Origin of the sequence: Dactylosporangium aurantiacum (assembly GCF_000716715.1) — a bacterium.
Lineage (GTDB): Bacteria > Actinomycetota > Actinomycetes > Mycobacteriales > Micromonosporaceae > Dactylosporangium > Dactylosporangium aurantiacum.
Map to the genome: position 1 here is coordinate 20,744 of NZ_JNYJ01000031.1, position 23,397 is coordinate 44,140.

Consider the following 23,397-nt stretch of genomic DNA (forward strand, 5'->3'; position numbering starts at 1 on the left):
TACGTCACACCAGACTGTTTTCGGGGTCCAGCGCCCCCGGGGGAGCGACCTCGTGCAGCGGTCCGGCCAGGCCGTAGCGGTGGCCCTGGCCGTACCGGCAGCCCAGCGCGGCCATGGTCGCCGCCTGCCGATCAGTTTCGATGCCTTCGGCGACGACCGTGACCCCCATGCCGGCACAGATGGAGACGATGGAGCGGCAGATGGCCTCGCTGCGCCCGCCGTCGGCGACGGTGAAGCTGCGGTCCAGCTTCACCTCGTCGACGGGCATGGCGTGCAGCTGGGCGAGGGCGTTGTAGCCGGTGCCGAAGTCGTCGAGGGCGAACCGGACGCCGAAGCGGCCGAGGCGCCGCACCGCGCCGGCGGCGGCGGACAGGTCCGGCAGCGGCGCGGTCTCGGTGAGCTCGAGCAGCAGCCGGTGCGGGGTGAGGCCGTGGCGCAGGACCGCGGCGCGGACGGTCTCCTCGTGCCCGGGCCGGCCGAGGCGGGCCGCGGACGTGTTGACGTGCACGGCGATGCTCGCCCACGGGCCGCGGAACGCGGCGGCGTCGCGGCAGGCGCGGTCGAGCACGAAGTCGTCGACGAGGCGGATCAGGCCGATCTCCTCGGCGGTGGCGATGAACATGTCGGCCGAGACGGGGCCGAGGCTCGGGTGGGTCCAGCGGGCGAGGGCCTCGACGGCGACGACGGTGCCGTCGTTGAGCCGGACGATCGGCTGGTAGTGCACGTCCAGGCCGCGCCCGTCGCGGAGGGTGTCGGCGAGCATCTCGGCGAGGTCGGAGCTGCCGGTGCCGTCGGGCAGGTCGACCCGGTACCGCACGAGGGTGCCCTTGCCCTGGCGTTTGCCGGCGTACATGGCGGCGTCGGCGCGGCGCAGGAGCATGTCGGCGGTGTGCACGGGGCCGTGCGAGCCGGCCTCGACCAGGCCGATGGAGGCGGCCACGGTGACGGTGGCGCCCTCCAGGTCGAACGGCTCGCGCAGGGCCTTCATGATCCGCTCGGCCGGGACGCCGGGGTCGCCGCCGCCCTCCAGCAGGACCGCGAACTCGTCGCCGCCGACGCGGGCGATCGTGTCGCCGTCGCGGACCGCGCCGCGCAGGCGGTCGGCGACCAGGCGCAGCAGCCGGTCGCCGGCGTGATGGCCGTAGCGGTCGTTGACCGCCTTGAAGTCGTCGAGGTCGAGGAAGAGCACCGCGAGGGGGCGTTCGTCGCGGTGGTGCAGGGCGAGGGCGTGGCCGAGCCGGTCCTGGAACAGCACCCGGTTGGACAGCCCGGTGAGGCCGTCGTGGAAGGCCTGGTGGCTGAGCCTGGCCTGGCTCTCGGAGAGGCGGTCGAGCAGGACCGCGTTCTCGACCAGGGTGACCGCCTGCCGGATGATCAGCAGCGAGATGACCGCCGTCTCCACGGCGATCTCGAAGGTGTCCATCGTGCGGCCCTGCGCCAGCTGGATCATGAAGAGCACGCCGGTGCCGGCGACCGGCACGTACGGCAGCAGCAGGTGCCCCCACCGGTGGTGCGGTCGCGGCGACTCGGGCGGCGCCTCGCGGGTCGGGGTCGCGGCGGCCACGGCGACGAGCGCCTGCCCGGCGATGAACCCGGCGTCGGCCAGCGGCGGCATGCGTTCGGCGCCGGCGGCGACCAGGTAGGCGAAGACGCTGTCGGAGAAGGACAGGCAGAACAGCCCGACGCCGAGGATCGACAGCTGGCGGCGGTTGACCGCGGCGGAGCGGGCCAGCAGCAGGATCACGATGACGGTGAGCAGCAGGTCGGTGACGGGGTAGGCGATCGCGACGGTGTAGGCGAACGGCGTGCCGGCGCCGGCCCGCACGACGGCGCCGAGCGAGGTGGCCCAGGTCAGCACGAACAGCGCGCCGACGACGATGAAGCCGTCGAGCACCATGACGAGCTGGCCGGCGATGCGGCGGGGTCCGCCGACGGCGGGCGGGCGGTCGCCGGCCAGGGCGATCAGGGCCGGCAGGGCGAAGACCGGCAGGGTCAGGTAGCCGGCGTCGGCGAGGGACGGCGAGGGCAGCGCGTCGTCGCGGAACAGCTGGTACCAGGACCAGATGCACTGGCCGATCGTCCAGCCGCAGGCGCCGGCGCCCATCCACAGCCGCCAGCGACGCTGGGCGCCGGTGTGCCGGCGGGCGGTGATCCAGCACGTGAGGGTGGCGGCGAGACCGGCGCCGACCTGCGCCAGGTCGTCGACGAACTGCGACCACCACGGACCGAGCAGCCCCGAACCGCCCAGGCCGACGGCCCCGAACACCCCGGCCACGGCGACTGCGAGCGGGACGGACAAGGGTCTGCGTGACAATGGACGCATCCTCACCGGAGGTGATCACGACAACACGCGGATGACCTTCCGTACGCTACCGCACGCGCTCGGCGCCGAGGTCACGAAAAGGCCTACCTGCCGCGGGCGGGAGCGCGGCGGCGGCGTAGGCCCGGTGACGACCGGCACGACCCCGAAGTCGACCAGGTCGGACCGGTTGGCGATCCATGTCATCAGCGGCGTGCGGTCGTCGCACGCCATGAGCTGGAAGCAGCGGGCGTAGCTCGCCGGCGTGCCGCTGGCGGAACGGCCGGTCCCGACCGGCCGTCCCACCATTTCCGGCTCCCGGACGACCACCCCACCGTCGCCGTCCCGGGCCGCGCTCCTACGTTCGGCCGATGTAACAAATGAAACGCCGTGTAACATCGCCTGGGACCAGGAAACAGCCAGGATCGTCGAACTGTCAAGAGTCTTCACAGAAACTGCGGAACGGGGACTGCAACGGATGCGCAAGGTGACGGTCAGAGAGATCGCGGCGGCGACCGGTATGTCCATCGCCACCGTCTCCCGCGCGCTCAACGACCACGACACGGTCGCCCCGCACACCCGGGACCTGGTGCGCCAGGCGGCGGAGCGGCTCGGCGCGCAGCGCCCGGAGCGCGCCCGCCCGGCCGGCGACCGGGTGTACCTGCGCTGCCCGTACGTGCTGACCGACTATTTCGGGCTGATCGTGTCGTCGATCGCGGAGACCGTCGAGCTGCACGGCCGGCAGCTGGTGCTCACCGCCGGCGAGGCCGCCCAGCGCACCCCGCTGCTGCGCGACCTGGACCGCCACGACGGCATCGGCGGGATCATCGTGATCCTGCCGCCGGAGCCCGGCTCGGACCTGGTGGAGCTGCAGCGCCGCCGGATCCCGTTCGTGGTCGTCGACCCGCGCACCACCCTGCCGCCGGACATCGTGTCGGTGTCCGCGGCGCACTTCGCCGGCGCCCGCAAGGTCACCGCGCACCTGGTCGGCCTCGGCCACCGGCGCATCGGCGTGATCGGCGGGCCGACGGAGTGGCTGGCCAGCGACGCCCGGCTGGCCGGGCACAACGCCGCCCTCGCCGACGTGGGCGTGCTGCCCGACGGCGAGCTGCTGCGGGCCATCGAGCCCACCACCGGGCAGGGCCGCCGCGCGGCCGGCGCGCTGCTGGACCTGCCGCGGCCGCCGACGGCGCTGGTCGCGTTCAACGACAAGGCCGCGGTCGGCGCGGTGCAGGCGGCGGCGGAGCGCGGCCTGCGGGTGCCGCACGACCTGTCGGTCACCGGCTTCGACGACATCGACCTGGCGGAGGCGACGGACCTGACCACGGTGCGCCAACCGCTGCCGGAGATGGGCCGCATGGCGGTGTCGCTGCTGGTCCGGCTGCTGGAGCGGCACCAGCTCGACGCGCTGCACGTCGAGCTGGCCACGCACCTGGTGGTGCGGGGCTCGACCGCGCCGCCGCGGGCCTAGGATGCGTCTCGATGTCTCTGCCTGTCCGCGGCCCGTGGGTCGTCACCCCGACCTCCTCGACGGTCGACTGGGTGGTGGCCGCCGCCGCCCTCGCCGCGACCGCTGACGGCACCGCGGCGGCGGTCGTGTTCGGCGCCGTGCCCGAGCTGATCGACGCGCAGGCGGCCGAGGTGGTGCAGCTGCCCGTCGGGACCGGCCTGGACGCCGTCGCCGCGGTCGTCGCCGACCTGTGCGCCCGGCACCACCGCGTCGTCGTGCTCGTCGACGCCTGGGTCGTCGCCCCACCCGGTGCCGGCTGGACGGCGGCCGACCTGGCCACCGCCGTGCGCGCGCCCGTCGTCGTGGTCACCGGCACCGACGCCGACGCGACCGGGCACACCATGCTCTTCCTGGAGGCCCTCGACCGCCGGCAGGTGCCCGGCTCGGTGATCGTCGTCGGCGACGGCGGCGACTTCGACGCGCTGCCGGTCCGCCTCGCCGGACGCATCCCGGCCGACCACGCAGCCTACGGCGACCGCTTCGCCACCGAGGCCGCGCACTGGGTCGACCCGCTCGACGGCCGCCCGCCCGCCGCCGACCCGCGGCCGGTGAAGACCGCGGGCCCGGCCGACCCGCAGACCCGCCTGGCCCGCCGGGCGGCGTGGACCCTGGCGGTCTCGTTCCTGCTCGCGCTCGTGCTGCTGTGGCTGTGCCACGGCTACGGCTACAGCGCCTACACCTAGGACGCCCGCCGCAGCGTCGGGGCGCGGCGCTGGACCTTGCGCTTCAGCGGGGCCAGCCGGCGGTGCCGCGGCCAGGTCAGCGTCAGCTCCGCACCCACCGGCAGGGCGGCCCACGTCTCCTGCGCGGCCCGCAGCGCCGCGACCGCCCGGCGGACCGCGACCTTGTCGGCGCCGTTCAACGGGTCGGCGCCCTGCTGCGCCGCGAGCCGGTCGAGGTCCGCGTCCGGCACGGCGGCGGCCCGCTCGACGAACCCGCCGATGAGCTCGGCGCGCTGCAGCCGGTCACGGTTGGCCCGGATCAGCTCCGCCGACCGCTCGGCGGCGTGCGGCGGCCGGCGCCCCGACACGTGCGTCATGCTGCGGAACACGACGCCGCCGGCGATCGCGCCCCAGATGCCGTCGGACATGCCGAGGGCGTCCTCGACGGTGAAGTGGACCAGGTCGTGCGGGGCGTGGGCGGTCACCGGACCGGCGTGCATCCGGTAGACCACGCCGTCGTCGCGCTGGATCAGCACGTCGGCCCATTGATGGTCCGGCAACCGGTGGAAGGTGACTCGCATCGCTCCACCATCCACCGCGGCGACCGCCCGCTCAACCGATTTCACCGGTACGAAACGAGGATCCAGCAGCATGGAGCCATGGTCGACGAACGGGCCCAGCTCGAGGTCAAGACGCTCGGCGAGAGCCGCATCGACTCGCCCCTGGCCGCGCTGCTGCGCACCGGGCGCACCACCCAGCACTACGTCGACGAGTCCGACCGGGTGCTGCTCGACGACACGGTCGCGCTCGTCGCGGCCCGGGGCGTGCCCGTCGACGAGCTGCCCGGCTTCGAGCCCGGCGGCCCCCGCCGCAAGATCTTCTTCGACCCGTCGAAGACCCGCGTCGGGATCGTCACCTGCGGCGGGCTGTGCCCCGGGCTCAACGACGTCATCCGTGCCCTGGTCCTGGAGCTGACCAACCACTACGGGGTGCGGCGCATCTTCGGCTTCCGCAACGGGTACCAGGGCATGACCGCCCGCTACGGCCGGGAGGTCGTCGACCTCGACGCGGAGGTGGTCGCCGGCATCAACGAGTACGGCGGCACGATCCTCGGCACGTCGCGCGGCAACCAGGACCCGAACGAGATCGTCGACTGCCTGGAGCAGCTGTCGGTCAACGTCCTGTTCGTCATCGGCGGCGACGGCTCCATGCGCGGCGCGCTGAAGATCGCCGAGGTCGTCGCCGAGCGGGGGCGGCGCATCGCCGTCGTCGGGGTGCCCAAGACGATCGACAACGACATCCCGTACATCGAGCGCTCCTTCGGCTTCCAGACCGCCTTCGCCAAGGCGACGGAGGCGATCCGGGCCGCGCACGTCGAGGCGACCGCGTTCCCGAACGGCATCGGCCTGGTGCAGCTGATGGGCCGGCACTCCGGGTTCATCGCCTGCTACGCGGCCCTGGCCAACAACGACGCCGACTACGTGCTCATCCCGGAGGTGCCGTTCTCCCTCGACGGCCCCGGCGGCTTCCTGGCGCACCTGCGCGCCCGCGTGGTCGAGCGCGGCCACGCGATGATCGTCGTGGCCGAGGGCGCGGGGCAGGAGTACCTGCTGGACTCCGCCACCACGCTGGACGCCTCCGGCAACGTGCGCCTGCAGGACTTCGGCCGCTACCTGCGCCACCGCATCGCCGACGACTTCGCCGCCGCCGGCGTCGAGGCCAACCTCAAGTACATCGACCCGAGCTACACCATTCGCAGCGTGCCGGCGAACCCGTACGACAGCGTCTACTGCATCCGGCTCGCGCACGCCGCGGTGCACGCCGCCATGGCCGGGCGCACGGAGATGGTCGTCGGGCGCTGGCGGGGGCGCTTCGTGCACGTGCCGATCGCCCTGGCGATCAGCTCCCGCAACCTCGTCGACCCCGGCGGCGACCTGTGGATGTCGGTGCTGGAGGCGACCGGCCAGCCGCCGGTGTTCGCCTAGGATCGCGGGCAAAATCTTCGCGGAGGTCCCAACCTTCCGGCGGGAGTTGTCGTCTTGGCTGGTATGGCTCCCACAGGTCAGCCGCTCGCCGCTGACTTCGACGCGTTCGTCCGGACGCGAACACCCGCGCTGCTGCGCTCGGCGTACCTGCTGACCGGTGATCAGCACCTCGCCGAGGATCTCGTGCAGAGCGCCCTCGGGCTCACCCACCGCGCCTGGCGGCGGCTGCACGCGGAGGGCAACGCCGAGGCGTACGTGCGCAAGACGATGTATCACCTGCAGGTCTCGCGATGGCGGCGCCGGCGGGTCGCCGAGGCGTTCCCCGGCGAGCTGCCCGACCGGGCCGGCGCGGGACCCGACCATGCCGAGCACACGGCGCTACGGCTGTCGCTGCGCAGCGCGCTGTCGCGGCTGACCGCCAAACAGCGGGCCGTCGTCGTGCTGCGCTTCTTCGACGACCTCACCGAGGCGCAGGCCGCCGAGGTCCTCGGCGTGAGCGTCGGCACCGTCAAGAGCCAGACCGCCAAGGCCCTGGAGCGGTTGCGGATCCTCGCGCCGGAGCTCGCCGGCGCCGGCGTGAACGGAGATGCCCGATGAGCGAGATCGACCACCTGCGCCGGGCGCTGGACGACATCGCCGGCGAGGTCGCCCCCGTCGACCTGCGTGACCGGGCTCTCACCGAGTCGCGGCGCATCCGGAACCGGCGCGTCGGCGCCACCGCGCTGGCCGGGGTCGCCGTCCTCGCCGTGGCGCTGGGCACCACCGCCGTGCGCGGCGACGACCGGGCGCCGACGCCGGAGGCGAGCCCGCCGCCGGCCGTGGCCTCGCCCACGACCCTGCCGAGCGAGGTCGCGTACCGGGGGCCGGACCTGGGCCCGTTCGCCTCGGGCACCATCACGGTGCCGAGCTGGGGCGCGACCCTGGACGCCACCTGCACCAAGGGCAAGGTCACGCTGGAGAGCGGGCAGGGGGTCAGCGGTACGCGCCGGCCCGTGAACGTTCTCGGTTACGCCACCACCGACGTCGACCACGACGACATCGGCGACTACGTCGCGTATCTGCGCTGCGGTGAGGGCCCGGAGTCCGGCGGCGGCCAGATCGTCGCGTACCGCCGGCTCCCGTCCGACCCGTCCGAGCTGCAGCCGATCGGCCAGGTCATCGGCCCGCAGGACGGCTTCGCGATGATGGACCACCTGCAGGCCCGCGACGGCGGCCGGATCGCGGTGCTGGTCTCCGAGCAGTACTCCGACGCCGGCCAGAACGCGGTCCCGAACCAGTGGCGCACGTACGCCTTGCAGGACGGCCGCTTCCGCCAGGTCGACGGCCCCACCACGTTCCCGGCCGACGCGCCGTCGTCGCGCCTGACCGTCACCGCGTCGGCGCTGACCTTCCACTTGCAGGGCCGCGCCTTCACCGGCTCGACGACGGTCACGGTGCGCAACGACGGCAACGTCCCGGTCGCCCGCCTGGAGCTCCTGCTCATCCTGCCCGAGGGGGTCCGCCCGGCGGGCGACGGCTGGCAGTCCTGCGCGGTGCGCCCGGACCCGGGGCACAACGCGGTGGTCTGCGAGCTGGACGGCCCGGGCGCCGGGGCGACGGTCGCGTACCCGCTGACGTTCTTCGCCGCGCGGCGCCCGGCGCCGGTCGACGACCCGGTCAACCTCGGCAACCACTACGTGGCGATCCGGCAACTGACCCCGTACGACGGCCAGGTCGTCATCGAGCACCCGGAGGCGGTCATCCCGGTCACGGTGCCCTGATGTCGCCTTCGCGGTGATCGTCTAGGACCGGCTCGCCAGGTCGTCGAGGATGGCGGCCGTCGCCGTGGCGCCGAACCGGGTCACGCCGACGGCCGCCATGGCGAGGAGGATGTCGAGGGTCCGCACGCCGCCGGCCGCCTTGATCTTCACCTTCGGCGAGACGGCGGCGCGCATCAGCCGCAGGTCCTCCATCGTGGCGCCGCCCGGCGCGAAGCCGGTGGACGTCTTCACGTAGTGCGCGCCGGCGCGCTCGGCGGCCTCGCAGCCGGCGACCTTCTCCGCGTCGGTGAGGTACGCGTTCTCCAGGATTACCTTCACCGTCGCGCCGTCCACCGCATCGACGACCGCGCGGATGTCGGCCTCGACCGTGGTGAGGTCGCCGGAGCGCAGCCGGCCGATGTTGAGCACCATGTCGATCTCGGCGGCGCCGTCGGCGACCGCGCGCCGCGCCTCAGCGACCTTCGTCGCGGTGGTGGCGTCGCCGTGCGGGAACCCGGCGACGGTGCCGACGAGCACGCCGGTCCCCCGCAGCAGCGCCGCCGCCTCCGGCACGTCGCACGGGCGGACGCACACCGAGGCCACGTCGTAGCGGGCGGCGAGCGCACAGCCGGCGCGCACCTCGTCGAGCGTCAGCTCCGGCCGGAGCAGCGAGTGGTCGATCGTCTTTGCCACGTTCTCCATGCACCCCAGTCTAGTTGTCTATACAGCTTCGTGTGTACCGTCGGATCCCGTGACCGACTTCACGCCGCACTACCACCGCATCGAGCAGGCGCTGCGGGCGCTGGTCGCCCGCTCGGCGCCGCACGACCCGCTGCCGTCGGAGCCGGAGCTGGCGCGCGAGCACGGGGTCAGCCGGATGACCGCCCGGGCCGCCGTCACCAACCTGGTGAGCGCGGGGCTGGCGTACCGCTCCCCCGGCCGCGGCACGTTCGTCGCCGTGCCCGCCGCGCCGCGCCGCGCCGACAACCTCGTGCGCTTCAGCGAGGAGATGCGCCGGCAGGGCAGGACCCCGTCGTCGCTGGTGGTGGACGCGTCGGTGCGGCCGGCGACGGAGGCCGAGACCGCCCGGCTGCGGCTGCCCACGGGCGTCGACGTCGTTGCCGTGTCGCGGGTACGGCTCGCCGACGGCACCCCCGTCGCCGTCGAACGGGCCGTCTTCCCGGGCGCGCTCGCCGCGGTGCTGGAGGCCGACCTGGCCGGCGGCTCGCTGCACGCCGCCGTCACCGCGCTCGGCCGCACCCCCACCCGCGGCACCGCGACGCTGACCGCGGCCGCCGCGACCCGCACCGACGCCCGGCTGCTGTCGGTCCGCGCGGGCGCGCCCCTGCTGGTCGAGCGGCGGCTCATCCTCGACGCCGCCGACGTGCCGCTGGAGCTGACCGAGTCGCGGTACGCCGGCGAGCGGTACCACCTGGACGTCGCCTTCGGCGTCGGGGCGGCGGAAAATGTCGGTGGGTCTGGTTAGTGTGTCGGCCGTGACAGCAGTGGCGATGGTGGTGCCGGGCTCGTGGCGGCGCAGCATTTATCCCCGGCGCGGCGGCATCCAGGTCCCATGGGTCCCGGTGACCGGCAACGTGCCCGACTGGTCGGTGACCCGCACGGTGCTGTCCGACCCGGGCGCCGACGCCGACGTCACCGCCGCGGGGCTGGCCACGCTCGACGGCACTCCGACCCCGTTGGGCGTCGCGGCCGTCGGCACGGTCCTGCTGCGCGACACCAGCCTGCCGCGCTTCAACCGGCAGGCCGTCGCCGACGGCTGGATCACCCGCTTCGGACTGCCGTTCGCCGCGGCCGCGGCGGTCGAGGCGAGCGACCTCATGGTGAGCCGCCGCGGCTGCCCGGTCCGGCGCGGCCCGGAGCCCGTCCCCGACGGCGAATGCGGCGAGCGGTATTGCGCAGGGCACCTGTCGATCCGGCGGCTGAGCGTCGCGCCGAACGACCGCGGCTCGGTGGTCGCCTTGGACACCGTGCTGGCCAGGGTGCGCACGGCGGTCGCGGCCGCCCCCGACGACGTCCACGCCGCCGTCGTCGAGGCGCTGCTGCCCTATCGCACCGGCTCGCTGCGGCGGCGGATCGTGACGTCGTTCCTCGACCCGGCGCAGACCCGCTGGGTCGACGCCGACGCCGCCGAGGTCGCCCGCCAGCGCAGGGATCGCCAGGACGCAGAGCTGCTCATGGCGGCGGCGCACACCGCGACGCAGGCGGCGCTGATCCGGCCGTGGATCGAGGACTATGGCGGCTGGTGGTCGCTGAGCAGCACGATCATGGTGCACACGCTCGCGGAGGGCCTCGGCGACGGCCTGCTCGACATCTTTGACCGCTGGCGCGAGCGGGGCTATGGCTCGGCCGCGCACCGGCGCTCGCTGCTGGCCACGCTCGCGGCGATCCCGACCGACCGGGCGTTCGAGGAGCTGCTGCGTGGCCTCGACGTCAAGGGCGCGCAGGAGGCGATCGAGACCGCGGCCGGGCGGTTCCCCGAGCGGGCGATGCGGCTGCTGGCCGCGTCCGCCGACCGGCCGAGGGTGGCCGAGCTGCTGCGGCGGCACGTGGCCCGGCATCCCGAGCTGGCGCCCGAAGGCGCCGCGGCCTCCCCCGCCGAAGGTCCGGCCGGGACCGGGCCCCTGCCGGCCGTGCTGGTGACACCGCCGTGGACGGTCCGGCGCAAGGCGGTGAAGCCGGTCGTGCTCGCGGACCTGCGGTGCACCGACGAGCCGGCCGTCGCCTGGCCGGCGGGCGAGCGGGAGCGGCTGCTGTCCTGGCACCGCACCCTGTCGCCCATGCATGACCCGCGGGAGCTCGCCAGGCAGGTGCACGACGGCACGATCGACGACTGGGTCGCCACCGACCTGCTCGAGGACGGTCCCGAGGAGGTCGTGCTGCCGCTGCTGCCGGTGTGGAATCCGCACCGGCTGACCGGCGTGCACTACTGGCTGCCCAGGATCGCCGCGCGGTTCGGTCTCCCGGCGCTGCCCCTCGTGCTGCGCATCGCCCGCCGCAGCCCGCTGGACGGCGGGCCGCACCTGCTGCCGTTCACCGCGCCGGAGGTGGCGCTGCTGGTCGCCGACTGGCTCGGCCGGCTGAAGGCGGCCCGCACGATCGCGCTCGACTGGCTGCGCCGGCATCCCGCCGCCGCGGCGCGGGCGCTCGTCCCGGCCGCCCTGGCCAAGCCGGGGGTGGGCCGCCGGCACGCCGGGCAGGCCCTGCTCGCGCTGGCCGCCGCCGGCCACCGCGACCCGGTCCTCGCCGCGGCCGACGCCTACGGGCCGGCCGCCGGCGCGGCGATCCGCGACCTGCTCGACACCGACCCGCTCGACGTCCTGCCGCCCCGCATCCCGGCCGCGCCGGTCTGGGCCGACCCGGTCATCCTGCCCCCGGTCCGGCTGCGCGACTCCACCGACGTCCTGCCGGCCGACGCCGTCCGGCACCTGGTCACGATGCTCATGCTGTCCAAGCCCGGCGACCCCTATGCCGGGATCGCCCTGGTCCGGGCCGCCTGCGAGCCGTCCGACCTGGCCCGCTTCGCGTGGGCGCTGCTGCAGCGGTGGGAGGCCGCCGACGCGCCACCGGCGGGCAGCTGGGCCCTCGACGCGCAGGCCGTGCTCGGCGACGACGAGACCGCCGCCATGCTGGCCGCGGCGGTGCGGGTGTGGCCGTATGAGGGAGCCCACCAGCGCGCCGCCGCGGGCCTCGACGTGCTCGCCCAGCTCGGCACCGACGCCGCCCTGATCCAGCTGCAGGACATCGCCGCGAAGATGAAGGCGAAGGCGGTCAGGGCCCGCGCCGAGTCGAAGCTGCGCGAGGTGGCCGAGGCCTTGGAGCTGACCGCGGACCAGCTCGCCGACCGTCTCGTGCCGCACCTCGACCTGGCCCCGGACGCGACCACCACCCTCGACTACGGCCCGCGCCGGTTCACGGTCGGCTTCGACGAGCAGCTGAAGCCGTATGTGCTCGACGAGACCGGCGCCCGGCGCAAGGACCTGCCGGACCCGGCGGCGAGCGACGACGCCCGCCTCGCGCCGGCCGCGCAGCGACGCTTCACCGACATGAAAAAGGTCGTGCGGAAGGTCTCGACGGAGCAGGTGGCGCGCCTGGAGCGGGCGATGGCGACGGGGCGGCAGTGGACGGGCGCCGAGTTCCGCCGGACGTTCCTGCGGCATCCGCTGCTGTGGCCGATCGCCCGCCGTGTGGTGTGGCTGGTCGCTCCCCCGCCCGGCGAGGCCGGCCCCGCCGGCGCCGGTCCTGTCGGCGGCGGTTCTGTCGGCGGTGGTCCTGTCGGCGGCGGTCTTGACGGCGGCGGTCCTGTCGGCGGCGCTGGTGCTGGCGGGGTCGGTGTTGCCGTGCGGCTGGCGGAGGACCGGACGCTGGCCGGAGTCGACGACCAGCCGGTCGCGCTCGCCGACGACGCGGTCGTGTCGGTGGCGCATCCCGTGCACCTCGACGTGCCGGCCTGGTCCGAGGTGTTCGCCGACTACGAGATCCTGCAACCGTTCCGGCAGCTCGCCCGCGACGTGCACCGCTTCACGGCGCAGGAGGCGGCCGCGACGCGGCTGGAGCGGTTCGACGGGCGGAAGGCGCTCACCGTGAAGCTCCTCGCCCTGGAGCGGCGCGGCTGGCAGCGGTCCGGCCAGGAGGGCGGCCACCAGAGTCGGGTCGAGCGTGACCTGCCCGGCGGTGCGCTGCTGATCGTCGACCTCGACCCGGGCATCGCGATGGGCGTGCCGACACAGTATCCCGAGCAGGTCTTCGACGACGTCTGGATCTGCCCGGCCGGCGGCAACCAGTGGACCCGCCAGCACGCCGTGCCGTTCTCGACGCTCGACCCGGCCACGGCGTCCGAGCTGCTCCGCGACCTCGGCTCGTGCTTCTGACCAGACCCGCCAGACCCGCCAGACCCACAGACCCCCAGACCCGCCAGACCCGCCGGACCGGCGGGCTCCACGGCGATGCGGGACCGGCGGCGGGAATCGGGTTGCCGGGAGACGGCGGCGGGGGCGATCGTCCATCGTGGAGGTGGGCGATGACCGCCATGCGTGAGATCCGGGCGAGCTACGACGCGGCCACCATCGTGGTGTACCAGGCGTATCCGACCGCGGTGGCCGATGCGGCACTCGCCGCCGGGACGTTCGTGGCGCCGTTCTCGTTCACCAGGATGACCTGGATCAAGCCGTCGCTGCTGTGGCTCATGCACCGCAGCAACTGGGGCCGCAAGTCCGGGCAGGAGCGGATCCTGGCGGTGCGGATCACCCGCGACGGCTGGCACCGGGCGCTGTCGGAGGCGGTGCCGACCAGCGACCCGGCCCTCGCGCAGGCCCGGGTCCACGTGCAGTGGGACCCGGAGCGCTCCCTGCGCGGCGCCGCCCTCAACCACTACAGCATCCAGGTGGGGATCGGCCGGGACCTGATCCGGCAGTACGCCACCGAATGGGTCGTCGGCCTGACCGACCTCACGCCGACCGTGCGGAAGATCGCCGGCCTCGTGCAGACCGGCCGCGCCGCCGAGGCGCAGCGGCTCCTGCCCGCGGAGCGGCCGTTCCCAGTCGACCCGGCCGTCGCCCGCCGCATCAACGCGACGTGACGGGCTGATCGCCGTCGGCGCGTTGCGGCGGGTTGGGACGATCGTCGGATGCTGTTCGCGGTGCTGGTGGTGGTCGGTGTAGGGGTGGTGCACTGGTACGTCTGGGTGCGGGTCGTCCGGGACACGAGCACCGGCCGGCGGGTCCGCCGCGCCGGGGCGTGGGTGGTGGCGGCGCTCGGGGTGCTCGCGGCGGTGACGGCGGTCGGCAACCGGGCGTTGCCGCGCCGGTACGAGCCGGTCCTCGAACGGATCGTCGGCTGGCCCGGGTACGTGTGGCTGGCCGTGCTCGCCTATCTCGTGCTGGCGCTCGTCGTCCTGGAACTGCCGCGGTGGGCGGCCCGGGTCGTGCTGCTGAGCAGGCCGGTCGAGCACAGCGCCGCACCGGCGGGCGCCGCGCCGAGCAGCACGGCACCGGGCGGCACCGCACCGGGCGGGGCGATCACCGCGGCCGACGGCGGTGTCGATCGGCAGCGGCGGCTGCTGATCGCGCGGGGCGCGGCCATCATGGCCGGGCTCGCCGCGACCGGGGTCACCGCCGCCGGGATGGCCAGCGCCCTCGGGCCGCCCGCGACGCGGCGGGTGCGTGTCCCACTGGCGAAGCTGCCCCGCGGCATGGACGGGACCAGGATCGCGCTGGTGTCGGACGTGCACCTCGGGGCGCTGCTCGGACGGGCGCACACGGAGCGGGTCGTGGCCGCCGTCAACGCGCTCGACGCCGACATCGTGGCCGTGGTGGGCGACCTCGTCGACGGCACGGTCGGCGACCTCGGCACGGCGGCGGAGCCGCTGCGGGGGCTGCGCAGCCGGCGGGGGGCGTACTTCGTGACGGGCAACCACGAGTACTTCTCCGGGCACGAGGACTGGATCGGGCACGTCGGCGGGCTCGGGCTGCGGGTGCTGCGCAACGCCCGGGTCGAGGTCGACGGGCTGGACCTGGCCGGGGTGAACGACGCGACCGGCGGCAGCGTCGGCGACCCGCCCGACTACGACCTGGCCCTCGGCGGGCGGGATCCGGGGCGGCCGGTGGTGCTGCTGGCGCACCAGCCGGTCCAGGCGCACGAGGCCGCGAAGCGGGGCGTCGACCTGCAGCTGTCCGGGCACACGCACGGCGGGCAGCTGTGGCCGTTCCACTACGTGACCCGGGCGTCCCAGCCAGTGACCACGGGACTGGGGCAGGTGGACGGGATGCCGGTGTACGTGACCAACGGCGCCGGGTTCTGGGGGCCGCCGGTGCGGGTCGGCGCAGCGCCGGACGTGACGCTGGTCGAGCTCCGAGCCCCGTGAGCGCACAGTGAGGCGGCCGTCACGTGGACAGGCGACGCGGATGAGCTACGATGGCGGCGTGATGCAGGGTTATCGGCGTTTTACCGTGGCTCCGGGTGGAGCCGGCGGTCGTTTGCGCTGACCTAATCACCCGGAGCCAGCAAGGGCAGAGACCAACGTCTCTGCCCTTTGTCGTGTCACACGGCGGGCTGGACCACCGGACCCGCCTCTACCTGGGAGAAGAGACGGCGATGAACACCAGCAATCTGCGCGTCACGGGGTACCGGCCGCTTGTCACGCCGCGGGAGCTGCAGGCCGAGCTACCGATGGACGATGCCCGCGCCGAGGTCGTGCGACGATCGCGGGACGAGGTCCACGCGATCGTGACCGGCGCCGACGACCGGCTGCTCGTGGTGGTCGGGCCGTGTTCGGTGCACGATCCGGTCGCCGCCGTCGACTACGCGCGCCGGCTCGCGGCGGCCGCCGCCGAGCACGAGGCCGACCTGTGCGTCGTGATGCGGGTGTACTTCGAGAAGCCACGCACCACGGTCGGCTGGAAGGGCCTCATCAACGACCCGGGGCTCGACGAGACGTTCGACGTGCCGACGGGGCTGCGGCTGGCCCGCCGGCTGCTGCTGGACGTGCTCGGGTTGGGGCTGCCGGTCGGCTGCGAGTTCCTGGAGCCGACCAGCCCGCAGTACATCGCCGACGCCGTGTCGTGGGGCGCGATCGGCGCGCGGACCCCGGAGAGCCAGGTGCACCGGCAGCTCGCGTCGGGCCTGTCGATGCCGGTCGGGTTCAAGAACGCCACCGACGGCGACGTGCAGGTGGCCATCGACGGCTGCACCACCGCCGCCAGCCGGCACGTGTTCTTCGGCGTCGACGAGGACGGCCGGGCCGCAGTCGTGGAGACCACCGGCAACCCGGACTGCCACATCATCCTGCGCGGTGCCCGTTCGGGTCCGAACTACGGGCCGGAGGGGGTCGGTGACGCCCTCGCCCGGCTGGAGAAGGCCGGCCTGCCGCAGCGGCTCGTGGTCGACGCCAGCCACGGCAACAGCGGCAAGGACCACGTCCGCCAGGCGACGGTGACGCGGGAGATCGCCGCGCAGATCGCGGCCGGGCAGGACGGCATCGCCGGCGTCATGCTGGAGAGCTTCCTCGTCGAGGGTCGCCAGGATCTCGGCGGCGAGCTGACCTACGGCAAGAGCGTCACCGACGCGTGCATGTCGTGGGACACCACCGAGACGCTGCTGGCCGACCTGGCCGCCGCCGTCCGCGCCCGCCGGGGCTGACCGCACGGCCCGGTGGGTCGCCAAGACAGGATCGGCGATCCACCGGGCCGCGCGGCGCCGCTCAGAGGCACAGCGCGACGCCGCTCAGAGGCACAGCGCGACGCCGCTCAGAGGCACAGCGCGACGCCGCTCAGAGGCACAGCGCGACGCCGCTCAGAGGCGCAGCGCGACGCCGCTCAGAGGCGCAGGGAGCGGCCGGCCCATCGGGCGCGCAGCCACCGGTCGTGGCTGGCGACCACGGTCGCGCCAGGGCCGGTGCCGAGCGCCTCCTCCAGCTCGTCCGCCAGGCGCGGCGACAGGTGGTTGGTCGGCTCGTCCAGCAGCAGCAGCTCCGGCGGGTTCGCGACCAGCAGCGCCAGCCCGAGCCGCCGCCGCTGCCCCACCGACAGCTCCCCCACCGGCCGGGCCAGGTCCCGCGGCGCCAGCAGGCCCAGCGACCGCAGGGGCACCGCCTCGGCGCGGTCGGGGCCGAGGGTTTGCTCGTACGTGGCGGCGACCGTCAGGTCGGGCCGGTCGAACACGGTGTCCTGGGCGAGCAGCCCCACGGTGAGGCCGCGGCGCCGCTGGACGGTGCCGGTCGCGGCCAGCCGTCCGGCGAGGACCGCGAGCAGGGTCGACTTGCCCGCGCCGTTGGCGCCGGTGACCAGCAGGCGGTCGGTGGCGGCGAGATCGAGCAACGGCAGCGTGAGCCGGCCCGGCACCGACACGTCGCGCAGCGACACCAGCAGGCCGTCCACGGCGGACGGGGCCGCGGCCAGGGCGGCGGCGTTGAAGCGCAGCGGCGCCGGGGGCTTGCGGACCTGGGTGCGGGTGAGGTCGTCGAGGCGCCGGGTCGCGTTGCGCACGCGGCGGGAGATCTGCTGCTGGACCCGTCCGGCGGTGTGCCCGTACCCCATCTTCTCGCTGTCGCGGCGTTCCCGGCCCGGCGCCACCTGGTGGGCGGTGACGGCGACCGCGCGGCGCAGGTCGTGCAGCTCCTCCTGCTCCTCCTCGAAGCGGCGCTGCCAGCGTTCCCGTTCGGCGCGCTTGGCCGCCTGGTAGTCGGTGTAGTTGCCGCCGTACCTGGTGGGGCCGTCGACGGCGGGGTCGAGGTCGACGAGGTCGGTGCAGACGGCGTCGAGGAAGGCACGGTCGTGGCTGGCCAGGACGACGGCGCCGGGCAGGTCGCGCAGCTGCGCCTCCAGGAACGCGGCCGCGTCGTCGTCGAGGTGGTTGGTCGGCTCGTCCAGCAGCAGCGCGGACGGGCGGCGGATGAGCAGCGCGGCGAGCGCGAGCCGGCCCCGCTGCCCGCCGGAGAGCGTGCCGAGGGTGCGCTCGTGCGCGACACCGCCGAGGCCGAGGCCGTCCAGGACGAGCCCGGCGCGCCGGTCGGCGTCCCACGCGTCGTGCAGTTGGGCGCGTTCGAGCCGCTCGCCGTACTCCGCGAGGCTCAGCGCGTCGGGCGACTCGAGCGCGGCGACATCCTCGCGGGCCTCGCGCAGGGCGTCGTCGATGACGTCGGCGACGGTGGCACCCGCGTCGAACGGCATCTCCTGATGCAGGTACCCGAGGTCGGCCGGCCGCTCGACGGTCCCGGTCTCCGGCTCGTCGACGCCGGCGAGCAGCCGCAGCAGCGTGGACTTGCCGGCGCCGTTCTCGCCGATCAGGCCGATGCGGTGGCCGGGTGCGGCGGTGAGGGACACGCCGTCGAGCACCCGGCGGGTGCCGAACGTGCGGACGAGGTCATGCGCGAGCAAAGGGGAAAAGGACATGCGGACACCACCGGCAAGGAACGTCGGAAACCCGCCGGGCGATGGCCTCGGGCGCGGGTCGGGAAGGTGTCAGCGGATCACATCCCCACCAACGTACCTCACCGCGGCGGCTCAGGACAGCATGGCGTCGGCCACAGCCCGCCGCGCGGCGTTGTTGTTGCCCCAGGTGGCGTCGGGGTGCACGCGGTTGGTGAGCAGGACGAGCACGATGCGGCGGGCCGGGTCGCACAGCATCGACGTGCCGGTGAAGCCGGTGTGGCCGTACGCGCCGCGCCCGGCCAGCCGCCCCATGTACCAGGCCTGGTCGACGTCGACGCCGAGGCCGTGCGCGGCGGCCGGGCCGAACCGCGCGTTGGCGTCCGCCCGCATGAGGTCCACTGTGGATGGTCGCAGCAGCGGGCCGCCGCCGGCGAGCAGCGCGCCGGCGAACGCCGCGACGTCCGCCGCGGTGCCGAACAGCCCGGCGTGGCCGCTGACACCGCCGAACGCGGCCGCCGACGGGTCGTGCACGGTGCCCCGCAGGCCGCCCTCGGTGGCCGCGACCGGCAGCGACGGCGGCGGCCGGAAGCCGGTGCGGGCCAGGCCGAGCGGCCCGGCGATCTGCCGGCGGACCAGCAGGTCCAGCGGCTCGCCGGCGAGCCGGGCGACGATCTCGCCGAGGGCGATGAAGTTCTGGTCCGCGTACAGGTAGCCGCCGCCGGGCGGCCCGACCGGCGGCTCGCGCAGCACGTGCTCGACGCGTTCGGCGGCGGTGGCACCGACCAGCGGCACGTCCCTGGACAGCCCTGACGTGTGGGTGAGCAGCATCCGTACGGTGATCGCCGGCTTGTCCACAAAGGACGGCAGGTGGTTCGCGGCCGGGGCGTCCAGGGCCAGCGCGCCTTGCTCGACCAGGCGCAGCGCCAGCACGGCGGTGAACGTCTTGGTCAGCGACGCGAGGTCGTAGAGGGTGTCCGTGGTCGCCGGGATCCGTTGCTCCGCCGGCAGTTCGGCCTTGGCGGCGTCGTACCGGACGGCGTCACCGAAGGCGAAGTGCGCGACCACGGCACCGTCGACGGCGGCGAAGAGCACGCCACCGGGGAACATCGGGTGCACGGGGCTCGGCGCGAGGTACCGGGTGACGGCGGCGCGCAGCCGGTCGGCCCGCGACCGCCCCGACCGCCACGGCGCCGGGGTGGCCACCGGCAGCGTCCACGGCGACACCGGTGACGGCGACGGTGAGGGCGCGGACGGCACGGACGGTGCGGCGGGCGCGGCGGAGCAGCCGGCGAGCAGGCCCCCGCCGAGCAGGCCGAGCCGGCTCAGCAGGCCCCGGCGGTTCACTCCCGCGGGGACCGCACGGCCTCGTACAGCGCGGCCATGTCGTCCTCGGCGAACCCGCGCTCGGCGGCGGTGGCCAGCAGCGCCGCGGCCGCGTCCACGACCGACCGGTCGACGCCGACCGAGGTGGCGAGGTCGCCGATCAGCGCGGCGTCCTTGGCCGCGCCGCTGACCGGGAACGCGACCGGGTACGAACGCTCCATCATGGACGGTGCCTTCGCGTGCAGGTACGGCATGTCGAGCGCGCCGCCGGAGACCAGCTGCAGGAACAGCTTCGGGTCGACGCCGAGGCCGTCGGCGAGCGCGACGCTCTGCGCCAGCCCGGCCATGCTGGTCAGCACCCAGCTGTTGACCACGAGCTTGACGCGGCTGCCGGCGCCGGCCTCGCCGAGCCAGGTGACCTTCGCCGCGATCGGCGCGCACAGCGCCTCGACCCGCTCGCGGACGTCGGCGGGGCCGGACGCGAGCACGTTGAGCTTGCCCTGCTCGGCGGGCTGACGGGTACCGAGGACGGGCGCGTCGACGTACACCAGGCCGAGCTTCGCGGCGACGGCGGCGAGGTCGTCGGCGCCGGGCACACCGACGGTGCTCAGCTGCAGCCACAGGGTGCCGGGCGCGGGTGCGGCCGCGGTGACGACGGTCTCGACGGACGCCGCGTCGAACAGGACGGTCACCACGACGTCGGCACCCTCGACGCAGGCGGCCGGCGTGTCGCAGACGACGGCGCCGTCGGGGGCCAGGGCCTCGGCGCTCTCGGCGGTGCGGTTCCACACCCGCACGGTCTCGCCGGCGCGCAGCCAGTTGCGGGCGACGGCCGCGCCCATGATCCCGGTCCCCAGCACCGCCAGTGTCATCCCGCCGCCCCCTTCACACGCGCGCCTCCGAACGAGGCCGCCGCCTCGATCGTCGCACCACGGCGCCGCGGCCGCTCGGCTGGGGCCCGGGTCCCGAAGCTGGACGGCGCCGCCTCCAGCAGCGGCAACGCGAGCTGCGCAGGCCCGCGTCGGCGGCGCGGTCCAGCAGGTCCGGCCGCAGGATCGAGGCGACGGTCCCAGCCGCCGGCCAGACCCGGCCCATGCCGCGCACCCCGTCGGACTGCGCGGCGGCAACGCGCCGGTTGTCAGCTCGTAGCCGCGCCACGCCGAGGCGGCGCGCACCTGGATCACCACCAGGTCGGGCAGCCCGGTGAGACGGGTGGCCGAGGGCGGAAGGTGGGGGCGGGCGGGTGTGCGAGTTGTGCAGATGTCGTGCGCGGGCCGCCGGGACCGGGCGCCGTCGTAGGCTGGCCCGGTGAAGACCTTCCCGCTCGGCGAGCGCACCGTCCACCGCATCGGGTTCGGGGCGATGCAGCTGCCCGGCCGGGGTGCCTTCGGGCCGCCCCGGGACCGGGCCGAGGCCCTGGCCGTGGTGCGGCGCGCGGTCGAGCTCGGCGTCAACCACATCGACACCGCGCAGTACTACGGCCCCGACGTGGCCAACGAGCTGCTGCGCACCGCGCTGCACCCGTACGACTCCCGGCTCGTGCTGGTGAGCAAGGTCGGCGCGAAGCGCGACGAGCGGGGCGGCTGGCTGCCGGCGCAGCGGCCCGAGCAGCTGCGCTCGGGCGTGCTGGACAACCTGCGGTCGCTGGACGTGGAGCGGCTGGACGTGGTGAATCTGCGGGTGACCGGCGCCGACGGCGACGTCGACTTCGACGCGCAGCTGGACGCGATGATCGCGCTGCGCGACGAGGGGCTGATCGGCGCGGTCGGGCTCAGCAACGTGACCCTCGCGCAGCTGGAGCACGCCCTGACCCGCACCCCGGTCGCGTGCGTGCAGAACCCGTACAACCTGGTCGACCGCGGCGGCGAGGACGTGCTGCGGGCCTGCACCGACCGCGGGATCGCGTTCGTGCCGTTCTTCCCGCTCGGCGCCGCGTTCGGCCGCGAACGGGTCCTCGGGCACCCGGCGGTGAAGGCGACCGCGCACCGGCTGGACGTCACCCCGGCGCAGGTCGCACTGGCGTGGATCCTGGCGGTCGCGCCGAACACGCTGCTCATCCCGGGCACCGCGTCGCTGGAGCACCTCGAGGAGAACGTCGCCGCCGGGCACGTCGCCCTGGACGACGAGGCGATGAAGGCGCTCAGCCCAGCATGAGCCGGCGGAAGGTCGCGAACCTCTTGGCGCTGGCCGTGCTGGCCTACCTGGGCCGGGCGCCGATGCACCCCTACGAGCTGTCCAAGACGCTGCGGGCGCACGGCGACGACCGCAGCATCAAGTTCACCCACGGCTCGGTGTACATGGTGGTCGAGCAGCTGGTGAAGGCCGGGCTGATCGCGGAGCAGGAGACCAGCCGGGAGGGGCAGCGCCCCGAGCGCACCGTGTACGGCATCACCCCCGACGGCCGGGCCGAGCTGCAGGAGTGGCTCCGCGACCTGGTGGGCACGCCGCGGCACGAGTATCCGGCGTTCGGCTCGGCGCTGTCGCTGGTCAGCGCCCTGCACCCGGACGTCGTGGTGGAGCTGCTGCGGCAGCGCCTGGTGCTGCTGGAGGAGCAGCGCGCGGCGGCCGCGGCCCTCGCCGAGGCGGCCACGCCGCACCCGTTGTTCCTGGTCGAGGAGGTGTACCGGCAGGGCCTGCTGGAGGCGGAGATCGCGTTCGTGCACCGGTTCATCGAGCAGATCACCGACCCCGCGACGGGGTGGGGACCGATGTGGGCGGCGTACCACGACACCCAATAGTTGACTCTGACTAGTTGACGGCGGATAGTTGGCATCAACCAATCATCGCGTCGGGGGTACGTCATGGGTACAGTCACGTCCGCGATCGTCATCGGCGGCGGCATCGCCGGTCCGGTCGCCGCGCTCGCGCTGCGGAAGGCCGGCATCGCCGTCACCGTCTTCGAGGGGCACGACGGGTTCGCCGACGGCGTCGGCGGGGCGCTCAGCATCGCGCCGAACGGCCGCACCGCCCTCGCCGCGGTCGACGCCGACCACGTCGTCGAGCGGGTCGGCACGCCGATGTCGGGCATGGTCATGCAGAGCTGGACCGGCAAGCGCCTGGCCGAGTTCGGCTCGTTCGACGACCTGCCGCCGATGCAGCTGGTGTGGCGGCACGAGCTGTACCGCGCCCTGTACGACGAGGCCGTCAGCCGGGGCATCCGCATCGCGCACGGCAAGCGCCTCGTCGGCCTGCGCGGGGGCGTGGCGGAGTTCGCCGACGGCAGCACCGCCGAGGCGGACGTCGTCATCGGCGCCGACGGGATCCGCTCCACGGTGCGGCGCCTCATCGACCCGGCCGCGCCGGCGCCCCGGTACGTGGGGCTGCTCGGCTTCGGCGCCCGCTGCTCCGGCGACGGCGTGCCGCCCACCGGCGACAAGATGCACCTGGTCTTCGGCCGCCGCGCCTTCTTCGGCTACCAGGTGACCGGCGGCGGCGACGGCGGCTGGTTCGTCAACCTGCCCTCGCGCGACCCGTCGTACGGCGCCGGCCGCACGCCCGCCGAGTGGCTGCCGGTGCTCGCCGACGCGTTCGCCGGCGACCGGGTGCCGGCCGTGGAGCTGATCCGCCGCACCGACCCCGCCGACCTGGTCGTCACCGGCGGCCTGGAGGACATCCCGTCGGTCCCGGTCTGGCACCGCGACCGCGCCGTGCTCATCGGCGACGCGGCCCACCCGACCTCGCCGAGCTCCGGGCAGGGCGCCTCACTCGCCGCCGAGAGCGCCGTGCAGCTCGCCCTCTGCCTGCGCGACCTGCCCGTGCCGGCGGCCTTCGCCGCGTACGAGCAGCTGCGCCGCGCCCGGGTCGAGCGGGTCATCGCCGCGGCGGCGCGCACCAACAGCGACAAGGCCGCCGGGCCGGTCGCCCGGGTGCTGCGCGACCTGCTGATGCCGACGGCGATGCGGCTGCTGAACAACCCGGAGAAGTGGCGCTGGCAGTTCGACCACCCGATCGACTGGTCGGCCACCGTCACCACCCCGGTGCCCGCCCGGGTCTGA

General features: G+C 74.7%; 20 protein-coding genes. 13 read left to right on the forward strand and 7 right to left on the reverse strand.

Going from position 1 to position 23,397, the window contains the following annotated elements; translation table 11 throughout:
• Nucleotides 1-4: 4 nt before the first annotated feature.
• Nucleotides 5-2,299 (reverse strand): putative bifunctional diguanylate cyclase/phosphodiesterase, encoded by a 2,295-nt coding sequence (locus tag OP18_RS30930; protein ID WP_033362645.1) that lies wholly within the window; start codon nucleotides 2,297-2,299, stop codon nucleotides 5-7.
• A gap of 39 nt (nucleotides 2,300-2,338) precedes the next feature.
• Nucleotides 2,339-2,749, reverse strand: a complete 411-nt coding sequence (locus OP18_RS30935; RefSeq protein WP_156089915.1) for a DUF3303 family protein — start codon at nucleotides 2,747-2,749, stop codon at nucleotides 2,339-2,341.
• A gap of 28 nt (nucleotides 2,750-2,777) precedes the next feature.
• Here OP18_RS30935 and OP18_RS30940 point away from each other — a divergent pair, with 28 nt between their 5' ends.
• Both OP18_RS30940 and OP18_RS30945 read left to right on the forward strand, forming a co-directional pair.
• On the forward strand, nucleotides 2,778-3,770 hold the full coding sequence (locus OP18_RS30940) for a LacI family DNA-binding transcriptional regulator (protein WP_033362647.1): 993 nt from the start codon (nucleotides 2,778-2,780) through the stop codon (nucleotides 3,768-3,770).
• Nucleotides 3,771-3,781: 11 nt separating this feature from the next.
• A complete protein-coding gene (locus OP18_RS30945; protein ID WP_033362648.1) occupies nucleotides 3,782-4,492 on the forward strand; it encodes a hypothetical protein in 711 nt (236 codons plus the stop codon).
• On the opposite strand, the gene OP18_RS53315 is transcribed toward OP18_RS30945, so the two are convergent.
• Nucleotides 4,489-5,052, reverse strand: coding sequence for a hypothetical protein (locus OP18_RS53315; RefSeq protein ID WP_052387599.1), 564 nt, complete (start codon nucleotides 5,050-5,052; stop codon nucleotides 4,489-4,491). The two genes, OP18_RS30945 and OP18_RS53315, sit on opposite strands and share 4 nt — an antisense overlap.
• Before the next feature lie 78 nt (nucleotides 5,053-5,130).
• Between OP18_RS53315 and OP18_RS30955 the strand changes: the two genes are divergently transcribed.
• The 3 genes from OP18_RS30955 to OP18_RS30965 all read left to right on the forward strand — a co-directional run bounded on the left by OP18_RS30955 (nucleotide 5,131) and on the right by OP18_RS30965 (nucleotide 8,216).
• A complete protein-coding gene (locus tag OP18_RS30955) occupies nucleotides 5,131-6,456 on the forward strand; it encodes an ATP-dependent 6-phosphofructokinase (protein ID WP_033362649.1) in 1,326 nt (441 codons plus the stop codon).
• 63 nt (nucleotides 6,457-6,519) lie between these two features.
• Nucleotides 6,520-7,053 carry a SigE family RNA polymerase sigma factor gene (locus OP18_RS30960; protein WP_033362650.1) on the forward strand — a complete coding sequence of 178 codons (534 nt, stop codon included), beginning with the start codon at nucleotides 6,520-6,522 and terminating at the stop codon, nucleotides 7,051-7,053.
• A complete protein-coding gene (locus OP18_RS30965) occupies nucleotides 7,050-8,216 on the forward strand; it encodes a hypothetical protein (RefSeq protein WP_033362651.1) in 1,167 nt (388 codons plus the stop codon). The genes OP18_RS30960 and OP18_RS30965 overlap by 4 nt, the downstream gene beginning before the upstream one ends.
• A gap of 21 nt (nucleotides 8,217-8,237) precedes the next feature.
• Here OP18_RS30965 and deoC read toward each other — a convergent pair whose 3' ends face one another.
• A complete protein-coding gene (deoC, locus tag OP18_RS30970; protein ID WP_033362652.1) occupies nucleotides 8,238-8,897 on the reverse strand; it encodes a deoxyribose-phosphate aldolase in 660 nt (219 codons plus the stop codon).
• A gap of 49 nt (nucleotides 8,898-8,946) precedes the next feature.
• Here deoC and OP18_RS30975 point away from each other — a divergent pair, with 49 nt between their 5' ends.
• The 5 genes from OP18_RS30975 to OP18_RS30995 all read left to right on the forward strand — a co-directional run bounded on the left by OP18_RS30975 (nucleotide 8,947) and on the right by OP18_RS30995 (nucleotide 16,349).
• Nucleotides 8,947-9,681 (forward strand): GntR family transcriptional regulator, encoded by a 735-nt coding sequence (locus tag OP18_RS30975; RefSeq protein ID WP_033362653.1) that lies wholly within the window; start codon nucleotides 8,947-8,949, stop codon nucleotides 9,679-9,681.
• Between the two features lie 10 nt (nucleotides 9,682-9,691).
• Nucleotides 9,692-13,084: a DUF4132 domain-containing protein gene (locus OP18_RS30980; RefSeq protein WP_156089916.1), complete on the forward strand. Its 3,393-nt coding sequence runs from the start codon at nucleotides 9,692-9,694 to the stop codon at nucleotides 13,082-13,084.
• A gap of 149 nt (nucleotides 13,085-13,233) precedes the next feature.
• Nucleotides 13,234-13,791: a DUF4291 domain-containing protein gene (locus OP18_RS30985; protein WP_033362654.1), complete on the forward strand. Its 558-nt coding sequence runs from the start codon at nucleotides 13,234-13,236 to the stop codon at nucleotides 13,789-13,791.
• Nucleotides 13,792-13,839: 48 nt separating this feature from the next.
• Nucleotides 13,840-15,075 carry a metallophosphoesterase gene (locus OP18_RS30990; protein WP_033362655.1) on the forward strand — a complete coding sequence of 412 codons (1,236 nt, stop codon included), beginning with the start codon at nucleotides 13,840-13,842 and terminating at the stop codon, nucleotides 15,073-15,075.
• A 230-nt stretch (nucleotides 15,076-15,305) separates the two neighbouring features.
• On the forward strand, nucleotides 15,306-16,349 hold the full coding sequence (locus OP18_RS30995; protein WP_033362698.1) for a 3-deoxy-7-phosphoheptulonate synthase: 1,044 nt from the start codon (nucleotides 15,306-15,308) through the stop codon (nucleotides 16,347-16,349).
• A 176-nt stretch (nucleotides 16,350-16,525) separates the two neighbouring features.
• Here the strand turns inward: OP18_RS30995 and OP18_RS31000 are convergent, their stop codons facing one another.
• The 3 genes from OP18_RS31000 to OP18_RS31010 all read right to left on the reverse strand — a co-directional run bounded on the left by OP18_RS31000 (nucleotide 16,526) and on the right by OP18_RS31010 (nucleotide 20,274).
• Nucleotides 16,526-18,100, reverse strand: a complete 1,575-nt coding sequence (locus OP18_RS31000; protein ID WP_033362656.1) for an ABC-F family ATP-binding cassette domain-containing protein — start codon at nucleotides 18,098-18,100, stop codon at nucleotides 16,526-16,528.
• Between the two features lie 111 nt (nucleotides 18,101-18,211).
• Entirely contained in the window at nucleotides 18,212-19,423 is a 1,212-nt protein-coding gene (locus OP18_RS31005; protein WP_033362657.1) for a serine hydrolase domain-containing protein, read from the reverse strand.
• Complete coding sequence (locus tag OP18_RS31010) at nucleotides 19,420-20,274, reverse strand: NAD(P)-dependent oxidoreductase (protein ID WP_033362658.1); 855 nt, start codon at nucleotides 20,272-20,274, stop codon at nucleotides 19,420-19,422. Before OP18_RS31010 ends, OP18_RS31005 begins: the two co-directional genes overlap by 4 nt.
• Before the next feature lie 436 nt (nucleotides 20,275-20,710).
• On the opposite strand from OP18_RS31010, the gene OP18_RS31015 reads away from it, so the two are divergent.
• The 3 genes from OP18_RS31015 to OP18_RS31025 all read left to right on the forward strand — a co-directional run bounded on the left by OP18_RS31015 (nucleotide 20,711) and on the right by OP18_RS31025 (nucleotide 23,397).
• Nucleotides 20,711-21,556, forward strand: coding sequence for an oxidoreductase (locus OP18_RS31015; RefSeq protein ID WP_033362659.1), 846 nt, complete (start codon nucleotides 20,711-20,713; stop codon nucleotides 21,554-21,556).
• Nucleotides 21,553-22,140: a PadR family transcriptional regulator gene (locus tag OP18_RS31020; RefSeq protein WP_033362660.1), complete on the forward strand. Its 588-nt coding sequence runs from the start codon at nucleotides 21,553-21,555 to the stop codon at nucleotides 22,138-22,140. Before OP18_RS31015 ends, OP18_RS31020 begins: the two co-directional genes overlap by 4 nt.
• Before the next feature lie 63 nt (nucleotides 22,141-22,203).
• Nucleotides 22,204-23,397, forward strand: a complete 1,194-nt coding sequence (locus tag OP18_RS31025; protein WP_033362661.1) for an FAD-dependent oxidoreductase — start codon at nucleotides 22,204-22,206, stop codon at nucleotides 23,395-23,397.

What these genes read in the sequence shown, in the direction of transcription:
- deoC (WP_033362652.1), bottom strand. Translation starts at nt 8,897, where the DNA reads ATGGAGAACGTGGCAAAGACGATCGACCACTCGCTGCTCCGGCCGGAG.
- OP18_RS30945 (WP_033362648.1), top strand. Translation starts at nt 3,782, where the DNA reads ATGTCTCTGCCTGTCCGCGGCCCGTGGGTCGTCACCCCGACCTCCTCG.
- OP18_RS30940 (WP_033362647.1), top strand. Translation starts at nt 2,778, where the DNA reads ATGCGCAAGGTGACGGTCAGAGAGATCGCGGCGGCGACCGGTATGTCC.
- OP18_RS30990 (WP_033362655.1), top strand. Translation starts at nt 13,840, where the DNA reads ATGCTGTTCGCGGTGCTGGTGGTGGTCGGTGTAGGGGTGGTGCACTGG.
- OP18_RS30965 (WP_033362651.1), top strand. Translation starts at nt 7,050, where the DNA reads ATGAGCGAGATCGACCACCTGCGCCGGGCGCTGGACGACATCGCCGGC.
- OP18_RS30955 (WP_033362649.1), top strand. Translation starts at nt 5,131, where the DNA reads ATGGTCGACGAACGGGCCCAGCTCGAGGTCAAGACGCTCGGCGAGAGC.
- OP18_RS31000 (WP_033362656.1), bottom strand. Translation starts at nt 18,100, where the DNA reads ATGTCCTTTTCCCCTTTGCTCGCGCATGACCTCGTCCGCACGTTCGGC.
- OP18_RS30960 (WP_033362650.1), top strand. Translation starts at nt 6,520, where the DNA reads ATGGCTCCCACAGGTCAGCCGCTCGCCGCTGACTTCGACGCGTTCGTC.
- OP18_RS31010 (WP_033362658.1), bottom strand. Translation starts at nt 20,274, where the DNA reads ATGACACTGGCGGTGCTGGGGACCGGGATCATGGGCGCGGCCGTCGCC.
- OP18_RS31025 (WP_033362661.1), top strand. Translation starts at nt 22,204, where the DNA reads ATGGGTACAGTCACGTCCGCGATCGTCATCGGCGGCGGCATCGCCGGT.
- OP18_RS30995 (WP_033362698.1), top strand. Translation starts at nt 15,306, where the DNA reads ATGAACACCAGCAATCTGCGCGTCACGGGGTACCGGCCGCTTGTCACG.
- OP18_RS31020 (WP_033362660.1), top strand. Translation starts at nt 21,553, where the DNA reads ATGAGCCGGCGGAAGGTCGCGAACCTCTTGGCGCTGGCCGTGCTGGCC.
- OP18_RS30985 (WP_033362654.1), top strand. Translation starts at nt 13,234, where the DNA reads ATGACCGCCATGCGTGAGATCCGGGCGAGCTACGACGCGGCCACCATC.
- OP18_RS53315 (WP_052387599.1), bottom strand. Translation starts at nt 5,052, where the DNA reads ATGCGAGTCACCTTCCACCGGTTGCCGGACCATCAATGGGCCGACGTG.